Source organism: Massilia agilis, from assembly GCF_024756255.1.
Classification (GTDB): Bacteria; Pseudomonadota; Gammaproteobacteria; order Burkholderiales; family Burkholderiaceae_D; genus Telluria; species Telluria agilis.
Map to the genome: position 1 here is coordinate 26,116 of NZ_JANUHB010000004.1, position 14,190 is coordinate 40,305.

At 66.7% G+C, this 14,190-nt stretch carries 8 protein-coding genes; 2 read left to right on the forward strand and 6 right to left on the reverse strand.

Features of this window, described 5'->3' with window-relative positions; genetic code table 11:
- Positions 1-81: 81 nt before the first annotated feature.
- The 6 genes from NX774_RS16720 to NX774_RS16745 are packed head-to-tail and all read right to left on the reverse strand — an operon-like array spanning position 82 to position 4,751.
- Entirely contained in the window at positions 82-429 is a 348-nt protein-coding gene (locus tag NX774_RS16720; RefSeq protein WP_258823393.1) for a DMT family protein, read from the reverse strand.
- 2 nt (positions 430-431) lie between these two features.
- Positions 432-905 carry a 2-amino-4-hydroxy-6-hydroxymethyldihydropteridine diphosphokinase gene (folK, locus tag NX774_RS16725; RefSeq protein WP_258823394.1) on the reverse strand — a complete coding sequence of 158 codons (474 nt, stop codon included), beginning with the start codon at positions 903-905 and terminating at the stop codon, positions 432-434.
- Positions 902-2,287, reverse strand: coding sequence for a polynucleotide adenylyltransferase PcnB (gene pcnB, locus NX774_RS16730; RefSeq protein WP_258823395.1), 1,386 nt, complete (start codon positions 2,285-2,287; stop codon positions 902-904). The genes folK and pcnB overlap by 4 nt, the downstream gene beginning before the upstream one ends.
- On the reverse strand, positions 2,280-2,954 hold the full coding sequence (locus tag NX774_RS16735) for a histidinol-phosphatase (protein WP_258823396.1): 675 nt from the start codon (positions 2,952-2,954) through the stop codon (positions 2,280-2,282). Before NX774_RS16735 ends, pcnB begins: the two co-directional genes overlap by 8 nt.
- Positions 2,951-3,643, reverse strand: coding sequence for a DnaA regulatory inactivator Hda (gene hda / locus NX774_RS16740; protein WP_258823397.1), 693 nt, complete (start codon positions 3,641-3,643; stop codon positions 2,951-2,953). Before hda ends, NX774_RS16735 begins: the two co-directional genes overlap by 4 nt.
- Positions 3,644-3,677: 34 nt before the next feature.
- A complete protein-coding gene (locus NX774_RS16745) occupies positions 3,678-4,751 on the reverse strand; it encodes an AI-2E family transporter (RefSeq protein WP_258823398.1) in 1,074 nt (357 codons plus the stop codon).
- Between the two features lie 116 nt (positions 4,752-4,867).
- On the opposite strand from NX774_RS16745, the gene purM reads away from it, so the two are divergent.
- Both purM and NX774_RS16755 read left to right on the forward strand, forming a co-directional pair.
- Positions 4,868-5,911, forward strand: coding sequence for a phosphoribosylformylglycinamidine cyclo-ligase (gene purM / locus NX774_RS16750; RefSeq protein ID WP_258823399.1), 1,044 nt, complete (start codon positions 4,868-4,870; stop codon positions 5,909-5,911).
- Between the two features lie 194 nt (positions 5,912-6,105).
- Entirely contained in the window at positions 6,106-14,136 is an 8,031-nt protein-coding gene (locus NX774_RS16755) for an Ig-like domain-containing protein (RefSeq protein WP_258823400.1), read from the forward strand.
- Positions 14,137-14,190 lie beyond the last annotated feature (54 nt).

Here is a 14,190-nt window from a genome sequence, read left to right on the forward strand (position 1 = left end):
AACGCTGGTTGAACGCGTGGGCAGGAGGACCTGCCCACCCTACGAGTTTAATGCCGCCGCAGAAATCCTGCCGCGGACCGGTCAAGCACGGAAGATGAAGTAGACCGCGCCCATCAGGCACAGCCCCGCCCACACGTAGTCGAGCTTGAACGGCTGGTCCATGTACAGCATGGCAAACGGCACGAACACCGTCAGTGCAATCACCTCCTGCATGATCTTCAGCTGGGCCACGCTGTACTGCGTATTGCCGATGCGGTTGGCCGGCACTTGCAGCAGGTATTCGAACAGCGCGATCCCCCAGCTCACCAGCGCGGCAATCCACCAGGCGCGGTTGTGCAGGTTCTTCAGGTGCCCGTACCAGGCATAGGTCATGAAAACGTTGGAAAGAACCAGCAGGCCGCCGGTCTGGACAATTACGGGAATCTGCATCTTCAGTTCAGTTTGGTGATGGTCTGCCCGGCCACGTTCGCAAGGAACGCGCTGGCGGGGCCACGGCCCGGTACCTCGACGGCCGGCGCGATCTCCAGCAGCGGCACCAGCACGAAGGCGCGCTCGAGCATGCGCGGGTGTGGCACCGTGAGCTCAAGGCTGTCGATGACACGATCGTCCGCCAGCAGCACGTCCAGGTCGAGCGTGCGCGGCGCGTTGCGGTAGGGGCGTTCACGGCCGTGCGCTTGTTCGATCTGCAGCAGCGCTGCCAGCAGCGCGTGCGGTTCCAGCTCGGTGTCGATGCAGGCGACCGCGTTGATGTAGTCGGGGCCGGACGAGTCGATCGGCGCGGTGCGGTAGCAGGACGAGTGGCGCACCAGATGCGTGCCGGGCAGGCGCGCAAGGCGCGCGATGGCGTCGGCCACGGCCGCGCGCGCATCGCCCAGGTTGGCGCCTATGCCAACGAACGCGATCATTCCTCGCGCGGCGCGGCGGCCGCGGCCTGGCCGCTGTCGTTGGCGGCGTCAACGCTGCCGCCGCGGTTGCGCGAGCGGCGCGGGGCGCGCTTGCGCTTGGGGCCTTCGCCGCGCTGGCTGGCGCTGCTTTGCAGGCGTTCGCGTTCGGCGTTGTCGCCTTCGACGAACGCCTTCCACCACGCGCCCAGTTCGGCGTCGAGCTCGCCCGACTGGCAGCGCAGCTCCAGGAAGTCGTAGCCGGCCCGAAAGCGCGGGTTTTCCAGCAGCTTGAACGGGCTCTTGCCGGTGCGGCGCTCAAAGCGCGGTTGCATGGCCCAGATGTCGCGCATGTCCGACGCAATGCGGCGCTGCAGGGCCAGGTTCTCGGTCTGCGCATCGAGCACGTCGTCGGCCGCCAGGTGCAGCGCGGGAATCGGCGACTCGCCGGCGGCGCGGTAAGCGTTCCACTTTTCCAGCACCTGGTGCCACAGCAGCGACGCGAACAAGAACCCGGGCGAGACGCCCTTGCCGGCCTTGACCCGGTTGTCGGTCGATTCCAGCGCCAGCGTGACGAACTTCATGCTGATCGGCTGCTCCAGCACCACGTCCAGCAGCGGCAGCAGGCCATGGTGCAGGCCGGCGGCGCGCAGCTCGTTCAGGCAGGCCAACGCCTGGCCGCTCATCAGGAGCTTGAGCATCTCGTCGAACACGCGCGCGGTCGGCACGTTGTTGATGAGCGGCGCCATCACCGGGATCGGCGCGCGCGTGGCCGGCTCGATGGTGAACCCGAGCTTGGCCGCGAAGCGCACCACGCGCAGCATGCGGACCGGGTCTTCGCGGTAGCGCGCTTCCGGCTGGCCGATGATGCGCAGGACCTTGGCGCGGATGTCTTCGGTGCCGCCGTGGTAGTCGAGCACCGACTGCGTGGCCGGGTCGTAGTACATGGCGTTGATGGTGAAGTCGCGCCGCGCCGCATCCTCGTGCTGCGGGCCGAAATTGTTGTCGCGCAGGACGCGGCCGTGCTCGTCCTTAGGCGCGTTGTTGCTGCCGTTGCCGCGGAAGGTGGTCACCTCCAGCAGCTCCTGGCCGAACATCACGTGCACGATCTGGAACCGGCGGCCGATGATGAAGGCGCGCCGGAACAGGCGCTTGACCTCTTCCGGCGTGGCGTCGGTGGCGATGTCGAAATCCTTGGGCTTCACGCCCAGCAGCAGGTCGCGCACGGCGCCACCCACCACGAAGGCTTTGAAACCGGCTTCCTGCAAGGTCTGGGTCACCCGGATCGCATTGGGCGAGACGAGCTTGGGGTCGATCCCGTGCTGGTCGGGACCAAGGACTACGGGTTCGGTTGGATCGCGCTGGTCTTTCACACCAAGAATTTTACGGATGAATTTTTTAATCATTGAATAGATGGAGTAAAGGCCAGCCTTGTTCGGCAGCAATTGCGGCCAGCTTCGCGCTCGGATTGGTCGCCACCGGATGGGAGACAACCGACAGCAGCGGGATGTCGTTGTGCGAATCGCTGTAGAAGTGGCTGCTGCCAAAGTCCTCGAACCGCATGCCCAGCTTGTCCAGCCACGCGTGCATGTGGTGCACCTTGCCCGGGCCCGAGGTCGGCGTGCCGGCCAGCTTGCCGGTCAGGTTGCCCTGCGCGTCCACTTCGGGCGTGGCGGCGATCAGGTGCGGCACGCCAAAGGCGCGCGCGATCGGCTCGGTGACAAAGCGGTTGGTGGCGGTGATGATGCCCACCAGGTCGCCCGCGTCCTGGTGGCGCCGCACCAGATCCTGCGCGCGCGGGCGGATCGCCGGCTCGATCACCTCGCGCATGTACTGCTGGTGCATGGCGTCGAGCTCGCGGCGCGGGTAGCGCGCCAGCGTGCCCAGCGCGAACTCGAGGTATTCCACCGGGTCGAGCGTGCCGGCCTGGTACTGGGCAAAGAACTCGTCGTTGCGGCGCGCATATTCGGCCGCGTCCACCGCGCCGATGCGCACCAGGAATTGTCCCCATTCGTAGTCCGAGTCGATCGGCAGCAGCGTATGGTCGAGGTCAAACAGCGCGAGATTGGTCATTCCTTGGGTTCCGCAGGTGGATTCGGTGTCCCTTGAAGCAACAAATCGCGCAGCAGCGGCAGCGTGACCGGCCGCTGGGTCTCGAGGGAATACTGGTCGAGGGCATCGAGCATCGTCGACAAAGAGCGCATGTCGCGCTTGAAATGGGACAGCAAATAGGGTAACACGCTGGCCGACAAGGTCAAACCGCGCGCTTCGGCGGCCTGGGTCAGGGCGGCGATCTTCTGGTCGTCGGACAGCCCGTGCACCTGGTACACCAGGCCCCAGCCCATGCGCGTGCGCAGGTCCTCGCGCACGTGCAGCACGGCCGGCGGCACCGGGCCGGTGGCGACCAGGTAGGCGGCGCCGTGCTCGCGGATCTGGTTGAACAGGGCAAAGGCGTCGATCTGGCGCTCGGGCGAGAGCAGGTTGGTGTCGTCCAGCAGGTACAGGCTCACGCCAGGGGCCATGGCGAACTGGTCCGCGGGGGCGTCGTGCGCGATGTAGCGCGAGCCCGGCGTGGCAGCCAGCGCCTGCAGCAGGTGGGTCTTGCCGGCGCCGGTTTCGCCCCACAGGTAGGCAAAATGCTCGCGCGAGGTGCGCTGCGCGAACAGGTGCATCATGTACGCGAGCTCGGCATTTTCCCCGACCTGGAAGGTCTCGAGGCGGTGTGCCGGCTCCGCGCCTAAGTCGAGCACCAGTTGTTTCATGCCGATGTTCTCAAAACAAAAAATATCATGTGCATCAGGCATTATAGAAGGTGCTGCGCAGATAGTGGTGGCGCAGGTGGCGGAACGCGACCATCAGCACCGCCGATGCGGGCAGCGCCAGCAGCACCCCGGCAAAGCCGAACAGCTGGCCGAACGCGAGCAGGGCAAAGATCACCGCCAGCGGGTTCAGGCCAATGCGCTCGCCCACCAGCCGCGGGGTGAGGAAAAAGCCTTCAATCACTTGCCCGGCGCCATAGATGGCCGCCACATAGACCAGCCCGGACAGGCCGGGGAACTGCAGCACCGCCGCAATCAGCGCCAGCGCCAGGCCCAGGCCAAAGCCGAGGTAGGGGATGAACACCAGCAGCCCAGTCAGGATACCGACCGGCAACGCCACGTCGAACCCGGCCAGCGCCAGCGCGGCCGAGTAGTACACGGCCAGCACGAACATCACCAGCAGCTGCCCGCGCAGGTATTGCGCCAGCAGCACGTTGACCTCGCGCGCCATGCCGGTGGCCTGTGCCACCCAGCGGCGCGGGATGGCGCCCTGGACCTGGGCCAGCATGCGGTGCCAGTCCAGCAGCAGGTAGAACAGCAGCACCGGGACCAGGAACACGGTCGCGGCCCAGCCGAGCAGGGCGCTGCCGCCCACGCGCGCGCTGGCCAGCACGCTGGTCCAGTCGCCGGCGGCCAGTTGCTGGGTCAGCAGGCTGCGCAGGCGGCTGCCGTCGAGATTGAGGTCGATGCCGTACTGGGCCAGCCGCGGCGCGAGCACGGTATCGATCTTGGCCAGGAAGGCCGGGATCTGGCCGACCAGCATCGGCACTTCCTTCTGCAGCACCGGCACCACGGTCAGCGCCAGCGCGCCGATGACCGCGCCCGCCAGCAGCATCACCAGCACCACCGCCAGCGCGCGCGGCATGGTGAAGCGGCCGATGCGCAAGGCGCACAGCCGGTCCACGCCGCCATTGAGGCCGTAGGCCAGGATCGCGGCCGCGATGAAGGGGGTGAGGACGGGGCCAAGCAGGTAGAGCAACCCCGCCAACGCGAGCCAGAGTGCCAACCAGAAGGTGGTTTGTTTCTGCTCCGGAGTCAGGGAAAAGGACATTCTCGTTATTGTTATGTCGGTGGATCGGCGTCGAGACAGGCCGTTTTGCTAAAATAGCGGACTAGCCAGATTTTGGCGTTCCGCTTTCTATTTTACCGCCTCCGCTGCCAAATACCATGAGCCAACCATCCAACGTCTCCCTTTCCTACCGTGACGCGGGTGTCGATATCGACGCCGGCGATGCCCTGGTCGAAGCGATCAAACCGTTTGCCAAGCGCACCATGCGCGAGGGCGTGCTGGGCGGTATTGGCGGTTTTGGCGCCCTGTTCGAGATCAGCAAGAAGTACAAGGAGCCAGTGCTGGTGTCCGGTACCGACGGCGTCGGCACCAAGCTCAAGCTCGCGTTCGAGCTGAACCGCCACGACACGGTCGGCATCGACCTGGTGGCCATGAGCGTCAACGACATCCTGGTGCAGGGCGCCGAGCCGCTGTTCTTCCTCGACTACTTTGCCTGCGGCAAGCTGGACGTGCCGACCGCCACCAGCGTGGTCAAGGGCATCGCCGCCGGCTGCGAGCAGGCCGGCTGCGCCCTGATCGGCGGCGAGACCGCCGAGATGCCGAGCATGTACCCGGAAGGCGAATACGACCTGGCCGGCTTTGCCGTCGGCGCGGTTGAAAAGTCGCAGATCATCGACGGCACCAAGATCCGCCCGGGCGACGTGGTGCTGGGCCTGGCCTCGTCGGGCGCGCACTCGAACGGCTATTCGCTGGTGCGCAAGATCATCGAAGTGGCCAAGCCCGACCTGGAAGCCGACTTCCACGGCAAGAAGCTGGCCGACGTGCTGATGGCGCCCACCCGCATCTACGTCAAGCCGCTGCTGGCGCTGATGCAGTCGATGGAAGTGAAGGGCATGGTCCACATCACCGGCGGCGGCCTGGTCGAGAACATCCCGCGCGTGCTGGCCGAGAACCTGACCGCGCAACTGGATGGCAAGTCGTGGACGCTGCCGCCGCTCTTCCAGTGGCTGCAGCAGCATGGCGGCGTGGCAGATGCCGAGATGCACCGCGTGTTCAACTGCGGCATCGGCATGTGCGTGATCGTGTCGGCCGAGAATGCCGACGCCGCCAGCGCCCAACTGCAGGCGGCTGGTGAAACCGTGTACCGCATCGGCGCCATCCGCGAGCGCCAGCAGGGCGAAGCGCAAACCATCGTCGTGTAACTGTGACGTTGTTGTAACCTTCCCCCTCGCCCGCGCGCCTGCCTGGCGCTGCGGGCCCACGGTGGTCATGCCTGCTTCATAAATGTGACCTCCAGTTAACATTTTTCTTGTTCCATTACAATTTTTGCTTCATCATGGCCCGCGTTGCTGCCCCAGCGGCAGCAGCGCGTCCTACCACGACCTGAAGCGAAACCGTGACCGAACAAGCCCTCCTTTCCCCCGACAGTTCCCATCCCCGTACCGAAATCGTCTTCATCGAGGACGATGTCCAGGACCTTGACTGGCTGGTCGCGCACGCCGGCGCCGGCAAGGAAGTGGTGGTGCTCGATTCGACGCGCGACGGCGTGCGCCAGATTGCCCAGGCCCTGCATGGCCGCTCCGGCATCGACGCGCTGCACATCGTGTCGCACGGGGCGCAGGGAGCGGTCGATCTTGGCTCGGTCACGCTGACCGCGGACAACCTGGACGCCTACCAGGCCGAGCTGCAGTCGATCGGCGCCAGCCTGGCTCCCGGCGCGGATATCTTGCTCTACGGTTGCGACGTGGGCGCCGGAAACGGCCGCGTGTTCGTCGACCAGCTCGCTGCCGCCACCGGTGCCGACGTCGCCGCCTCCGACGACGCGACGGGCGCCGCCGCGCTGGGCGGCGACTGGAGCCTGGAGGTACAAACGGGCACGGTCGAATCGAGCATGGCGAGCGGCGCCGACTACCCGCACCTGCTGGCGATCACGGCGCCGGTGACCATCGATTTCAGCAATACCGGCACCAGCATGGCGGTATTGACCGGCAACGGCTCGGACTATACGACCGACGTGCAGGTTGACCTCTACGATTCCATGGAATCGCCGGTAAAGCACACCTTCATGATCGACGGCGCAGCCGAGGCAGTGATCATGTCTGCCGCCCGGGTGAGATTGTCGCCCAAGGGGCACGAACAATACGTCTACATCAAGCTGACCGGTGGCGAAGTGTTTACCCCGGCCTCGCTGGGGTTCATCTCAGTGAATGCCGCTTCGATGAAGCTGACGATCACCGGCTGGGACGCGAACAACAACCAGGTGGGCAGTACGCTGACCAAGACGATTTCGTATTCCTCGCTGCTGACGGTGGATTTCCCCGATTTCGTCAACATCACCACGCTGGCCATTGCGTCGGGGGACCCGCTGTATTCGACGGTGAATACGTTCGACATCGACAACCTGACCTTGAATTACGTCGGCCCGCTGGATACGACGGCGCCAACGCTCGCGATCAGCACCGACAAGGCCAGCCTGAAGCACGGCGAAACGGCCACCATCACGTTTCAATTCACCGAGGATCCGAACAACACCTTCACCGCGTCCGACGTGACGGTCACCGGTGGCACGATCGGCGCGCTGAGCGGCACCGGGACCACGCGTACCGCGACCTTCACACCGACCGATGGGGTGGCGTCAGGCACCGCCACGATTTCGGTTGCCGCGAACTCGTACACGGATGCACCGGGCAATGGTGGAGCCGCGGCCAGCCTGTCCACCATCACCTACAACACCACTAACGTCGCCCCCACCAACGGCACGGCGCCTTCGGTCACCGGTACTTTCGTAGTGGGCGGGGCACTCAGCGCCACGAGCGGTACCTGGAGCGACTTCGACGGCGACACGCTCAACTACAGCTACCAGTGGTACAGGGCCAGCGACAGCAGTGGCACCGGCGCCGCGGCCATCAGCGGCCAGACATCAGCCACGTACACGCCAACCACCGACGATGCGCACCAGTACCTGAAGGTCGTCGTCACTGCAGACGACGGCCAGGGCCACGCGCCGTCCGCAAGCTCCGCGTGGACGGTGCTGGCCAATACCAAGCCCAACATTGTCTCCACGGCCTCGATCACGGGTAACGCCATGGTCGGCTCCACTGTTTCCGCCGATACCGGCACCTGGGACGACCCCGATGGCGACACGCTGACCTATACCTACCAGTGGGTACGTCACTTCGACACGAGCGGCCTGAACTTCGTCAACATCAGCGGGGCCAATTCCCGAAGCTATACGCCCACCAGCCTCGACGCCCACACGTACCTGCAAATGAAATTCAATGTGTACGACGGGCACGGTGGATCCAGGGCTAGCTTCGCTCCTTGGCTCAAGCCGGTGCTCGACGCGGCGCCCGTCAACACCGCAGTCCCTGTCATCAGCGGCGTGGTCGGCGTCGGCAATGCGCTTGCCAGCACCACCGGCGGCTGGACCGACGCCGACGGCGATACGCTCAGCTACACCTACCAGTGGTACCGGGCAGACGATGGCAGTGGAACCAACGCCACCGTCATCACCGGCGCAACCAGCAGCAACTACACGCTGGCTGGGTCTGACGTGAACAAGTACGTCGGCGTCAAGGTCACCGCCAACGACGGCTATGGCAGCCAGGTCCAGGCGTCCTCGTCCTGGTCGCTGGTGCCGAACAATCTTGCCGTCGCCTCGATCGTGCGCGCGGGAGGCGCCGCGGCCACGCCGGACCACAGCTCCACCTCGGTCCAGTTCACGGTTACCTTCACCGACCCGGTTACCGGCGTGGACGCGGCCGACTTCACGCTCGCTCCCTCCGGTACCGCCATCGGCGCCATCACCGGCGTCAGCGGCAGCGGCTCCACCTATACGGTCACCGTCGACAGCGTGGCCGGCGACGGCACCCTGCGCGTGGACCTGAACAGCGCGGGTACCGGCATCCAGGATGCTTACGGCGTGGCCATCCCCTCCGGTTATAGCGCCGGCCAGACCTACACCGTCGACCACACCGCGCCGGCCACGTCGTCGCCCGACATGACGGCGGCCACCGACAGCGGCACCTCGAACGCCGACAACATCACCAGCAACCAGACGCCGGCCTTTACAGGCACCGCCGAAGCGGGCAGCACGGTGTCGGTGCTCGTCGATGGCGCCATCGTGGGCACCACCACAGCCGGCGCTGGCATCTGGAACTACAGCCTGCCCACCGCGCTGTCAGAAGGCAGCCATGCGATCACCACGACGGTCAGCGACGCGGCCGGCAACACCTCGGCGCAGTCGTCCCCGCTGTCGGTAACCGTCGATAAGACCGCCCCCGGCGTCGCGTCGGTCGATGTCCCGGCCAATGGCGCGTACAAGCAAGGCGACGTGCTGACCTTCACCGTCCACACCAGCGAGGCCGTGTACGTCAACAGCGGCGCGCCGACCTTGCCCTTGTCCGTCGGCGGCGTCCTGCGATCGGCACAATATGTCTCCGGCGCCGGCACCAGCGCGCTGCAGTTCAAGTACACGGTGCAGGCAGGGGAGACCGACAGCGACGGCATCGACGCCAGCAACCTGGACCTGATCGGCGCGAACCTGACCGACGCCGCGGGCAACGTCTTCAACGGCGTGCTCAACGCCGCCGTCTCGGCGCCAGGTGTAACCGTGGACACGAGCGCCCCGGCCGTCAATTCCGTCAGCGTGCCCGCTGCCGGCAGCTACTACTGCGGGCAGAACCTCGACTTCACCGTCAATTTCAACGAGGCTGTGGTGGTCGGCACCGCCGGCGGCACTCCGCGCATCGCTATCACGCTGGGCGTGGGCGGCACGGTCTACGCGAATTACCTGTCCGGCTCGGGCACCAGCGCACTGGTGTTCCGCCACACCGTGGCACCCGGCGAATTCGACGCCTCGGGCATCACCGTCGGCTCGCTTTCCCTGCAAGGGGGGGTGATCCGCGATGCCGCCACCAACGATGCCAGCCTCACGCTCAATGCCGTCGGTTCCACGGCTGCGGTGCTGGTCGATGGCACCGTGGCGACAGTCACCAACGTCAGCTCGCCCGACATGAATGTGGCTTACAAGGCCGGTTCGACGCTGACGATCACGGTCGAGATGAGCCGCGCCGTCATGGTCGATACCAGCGGCGGCGTGCCCACGCTGGCGCTGTCGAGCGGCGGCACCGCCACCTATACGGGTGGTTCGGGCAGCTCGACGCTGACCTTCAGCTATCTGGTCGGCGCTGGCCAGAACACGGCCGACCTGGACTACACCTCGACCGCGGCACTGTCACTGAACGGCGCGGCGATCAAGGACATCGCCGCCAGCTACGCCGACGCCGACGGGACCCTGCCAGTACCGGGCACCGCCGGCTCGCTTGGCGCCAACAAGGCCATCGTCATCGACACCACCCCGCCCGCCGCCAGCGCGACCGGCGTCGCTTTTTCCAGCGACACGGGCGTATCCGCCACCGACCTGGTGACGAAGACGGCCGCGCAGACGATCAGCGGCAGCCTCTCGGCCCCGGTGGGTGCCGGGGAGGCGGTCAAGGTCTCGCTCGACAACGGCGTCACCTGGACCAGCGCCAACGCCAGCGCCGGCGCAAGCACGTTCACGCTCAGCGGCCAGACGCTAAGCGGCGGCAATACGCTCAAGGTGAAGCTGGTCGACGCCACGGGCAACGAAGGCAGTGTGTTTTCGGCCAGCTATGTGCTCGATACCGTGGCCCCGGCCATCACGGTCGGGGCCGTCGCGCTCTCTTCCGACACCGGCAGTTCGTCTTCCGACTTCATTACCAGGAACGCCAGCCAGACCATTACCGCCACGCTGAGCGGCGGACTGGCGCTTGGTGACATCGTGTACGGTTCGACTGACGGCGGCGCCACCTGGACTGACATCACGGCCAAGGTATCGGGCACGACGCTCACCTGGGACGGCGTCACGCTGGCGAACGGCGCCAACGCGATCAAATTCAAGGTGTCCGACCTGGCGGGGAACGACGGCGCCGTCTCGACTCAGTCCTACACGGTGGACAGTAGCGCGCCGTCCACGAGCATCGCTTCCGCCCAGTTCTCCTTCGACAGTGGCGTCTCGCCTGCGGATTTCATCACCAACGGCGCGGCGCAAACCATCATGGGCGCGCTCAGCGCCGGCCTTGCTGCCGGCGAGGCGGTCTGGGTGTCGCTCGACAATGGCGGCACCTGGTCGGCTGCCACTGTGAGCGGCAACACATGGATCCTTGGCGGCGTGACGCTGTCCGGCAGCAGCACCCTCAAGGTCAAGGTCAGTGACGTGGCGGGCAATGACGGCCCGGTGTACACGCAAGCCTATGTGCTCGACACCGTCGCGCCGGCAGCGGCCCTCGGCAGCCTGCAGCTGTCGGCCGACAGCGGCAGTTCCAGCACTGACTTCATCACCCGCACCGCGGCCCAGACGATCACCGCGACGCTGAGCGCTGCGCTGGCGCCAGGCGACATCGTGTATGGCTCGGCCGATGGCGGCGCCACCTGGACCGACGTTACGGCCAAGGTCACCGGCACGACGCTGGCCTGGAACGGCGTCACGCTCGCGGGCAGCAACACGATCAAGTTCAAGGTGAGCGACTTTGCCGGCAACGATGGCGCCGTCGCCAGCCAGGCGTACACGCTCGACACGACCGCGCCGACGCTCACCTTTGGCGACGTGCACATTTCGGCCGACACCGGCGTGGTGTCCACCGACTTCATCACCAACACGGCCAGCCAGACCATCACCGCCACGCTCAGCGGCAGCCTGGCGCCTGGTGATACCGTGTACGGATCGACCGACGGCGGCACCACGTGGACCGATGTCACGTCCAAGGTCTTGGGCACGGCGCTCACGTGGGACGGCGCGACGCTCACCAGCGGCGGCATCAAGCTGAAGGTCGTTGATACGGCCGGCAACGACGGCGCGGTGAGCGCCCAGTCGTACCTGCTCGACACCACCGCCCCGGCCAAGACCGGAGCGGGCGTCAGCTTCTCCAGCGACACCGGCGTTTTTGCTACCGACCTGGTGACCCGCACCGCGGCGCAGGACATCAGTGGCACCCTCACCGCTGTGCTGGCGAGCGACGAAGCCGTGTACGTTTCGCTCGACGATGGGGCGACCTGGACCATGGCCAGCGCGTCTACCGGGCAGGCGACGTGGTCGCTGCCGGGGCAGACCCTCGCGGGCAGCGGCGTCCTCAAGGTCAAGGTGAGCGACACCGCCGGTAACGACGGCTCGGTGTACACGCAAGCCTATGTGCTTGACGCAACTGCGCCCGCGGTCGCGATCAGCGGCCTTGCGCCGTCGTCCGACACCGGCGTCTCCAGCACCGACAAGCTGACCAACCTGGCCACCCCGACCTTCAACGGCACGGCGGAAGCGGGCGCACTGGTCAAGCTGTTCGACACAGACGGCACCACGCTGCTGGGCAGCGCGACCGCGGACGGCGCAGGCAGCTGGTCGATCACCGCATCGGCGATGGCCGGCGGTAGCCACGATGTCAGCGCGACCGCGACCGACACCGCAGGTAACACGGGCGCCGCGCCCGCGCGCCTGCACATTGACATCGACCTGACGGCGCCGGCGGCGCAGGCCGCGCCGGTCCTGCTGGCGGCAAGCGACAGCGGCGCAGTGGGCGACGGGCTGACCAACGTGGCCACGCCGACCGTCGCCGGCCACGGCGAGGCGTTCTCACAGGTCAGCCTGTATGACACCGACGGCGCCACGCTGCTGGGCAGCGTGCAGGCGGATGCAACCGGTGCCTGGCAAATCACCGCCAGCGCGCTGGCCGAAGGCAGCCACAACTTGAGCGTCAAGGAAACCGACGCCGCCGGGAACGTCTCCGCGGCCAGCGCGCCGCTGAACCTGGTGATCGACACCACCGCACCGGCCGCGCCAGCCGCGCCGGCGCTGACGGCCGCCTCCGACTCCGATACCCAGGGCGACGGTGTCACCGAATACGTGCCGGTGTTCGAGGGCAGCGCGCTCGCCAATGCCAAGGTCGAGCTGTATGACGGCGCGGCCAGGATTGGTGTCGCCACTGCCGACGCAAGTGGCAAGTGGACGATCGCGCCGGCCAATATGCTGCTTGGTACGCACAGCCTGACCGCGCGCCAGTACGACGCAGCCGGAAACCTGTCCGGCGCCAGCGCAACGTTCACGCTGCACGTCGTGGAGAGATCGGTACAGACGAACCTGGTCGATGGGGTGCGGGTCGCAACCACCCAGGTGACCCTGCCGGGAGGCCAGGCCGGCACGGCCGTCGTTATCCCGATCGTCACGCCGGCCCGTGTCGACAGCGCCGGCAGCCCCGGCGTGGCCGACATTCCGCTGGCAAGCAACGCCGGGAGCAGCATCCTCACCGCGCAAGTGGCGCCCGGCTTTGGACTGTCTGCGATCGGCGGTGCCAGCCAGTCTGCTGCAAATGCAAGTGCGATGCTGCTCGGCGCAATCAAGGCCGCTACCCCCGGCCATGCGGCCGACGACCAGGGCCACCTGACCGGCACCGGCCAGAGCTTCCTGGACAAGCTGCCTGCAACCCAGCCGCTGCTGGTCGAGACGGTGACCCCGGTTGCTGGCGGCTCCACCGCCCCGGCCGGCAGCCTCGGTTTGAACGGCTCCACGAGCCCGGGGCAACATGTGGCGCTGGTGATCGACGCTAGCGGCCTGCCCGCCGGTTCGACCATCGGCCTGCAAAACGTGGACTTCGCCGCGGTGATCGGTAGCGCCAACCTTGTTTCCGACGGCAAGTCGCAGGTGCTGGCGGGGGACGCGGCAAGCCAGCACTTTACGGTGGGGGCAGGCGGTTCCGGCGCGATCTACGCCGGTGGTGGCAACGACGGCTTCACCTGGGCCCCGGCGCAAGGGCAGAACGGCGCGAACCCGCCGGCCGGCGGGGCAAGCGCGGGTGTCCAGGCCATGCTGCACGGCGGCGCAGGCAGCGATACGGTCAGCTTCAACGGGAACCGCGACAGCTTTGACATCGAGTTCCACAACGGCTATCAGGTAGTCAGCACCAAGGCCCAGCCGTCCGTGAAGGCGCTGGTGGTCAACGTCGAGACGCTGCAGTTCGGCGACGGTTCGGTGGCCGTCCCGACCAGTGACGACCTGACTACCATCGCCGGGCTGTACCAGGGCATCTATGGCCGCCAGGCCGACCTGTACGGCTTCGAGTTCTGGGCCGATGCGCACCAGAAGTACGGCATGAGCTGGGGCAAGATGGCGATGATGATGATCACGCAGGGCGAGTGGAACGCACAGCACGAGGCGCTCAACGGCGAAAGCGGCCACGATGTCGAAGTGCTGTACGAAGCGCTGTTCAGCCGCAAGGCCGACACCGCGGGCCTGGACTTCTGGGTCGGCGTGATGAAGCAGCATGGCCTGAGCCTGGAGCAAGTGGCCGACTTCATGGTGCAGGCGCCCGAAATGAACGGGCACCGCGAGATGGTAACGAACTGGGACTTCCTGGTCTAGGACGCGGGCCGGCGCCCGGGACGGCAGCCTCGGCTACGGGGGCTGCCTCCCCGT

What these genes read in the sequence shown, in the direction of transcription:
- NX774_RS16720 (WP_258823393.1), bottom strand. Translation starts at nt 429, where the DNA reads ATGCAGATTCCCGTAATTGTCCAGACCGGCGGCCTGCTGGTTCTTTCC.
- folK (WP_258823394.1), bottom strand. Translation starts at nt 905, where the DNA reads ATGATCGCGTTCGTTGGCATAGGCGCCAACCTGGGCGATGCGCGCGCG.
- pcnB (WP_258823395.1), bottom strand. Translation starts at nt 2,287, where the DNA reads ATGATTAAAAAATTCATCCGTAAAATTCTTGGTGTGAAAGACCAGCGC.
- NX774_RS16735 (WP_258823396.1), bottom strand. Translation starts at nt 2,954, where the DNA reads ATGACCAATCTCGCGCTGTTTGACCTCGACCATACGCTGCTGCCGATC.
- hda (WP_258823397.1), bottom strand. Translation starts at nt 3,643, where the DNA reads ATGAAACAACTGGTGCTCGACTTAGGCGCGGAGCCGGCACACCGCCTC.
- NX774_RS16745 (WP_258823398.1), bottom strand. Translation starts at nt 4,751, where the DNA reads ATGTCCTTTTCCCTGACTCCGGAGCAGAAACAAACCACCTTCTGGTTG.
- purM (WP_258823399.1), top strand. Translation starts at nt 4,868, where the DNA reads ATGAGCCAACCATCCAACGTCTCCCTTTCCTACCGTGACGCGGGTGTC.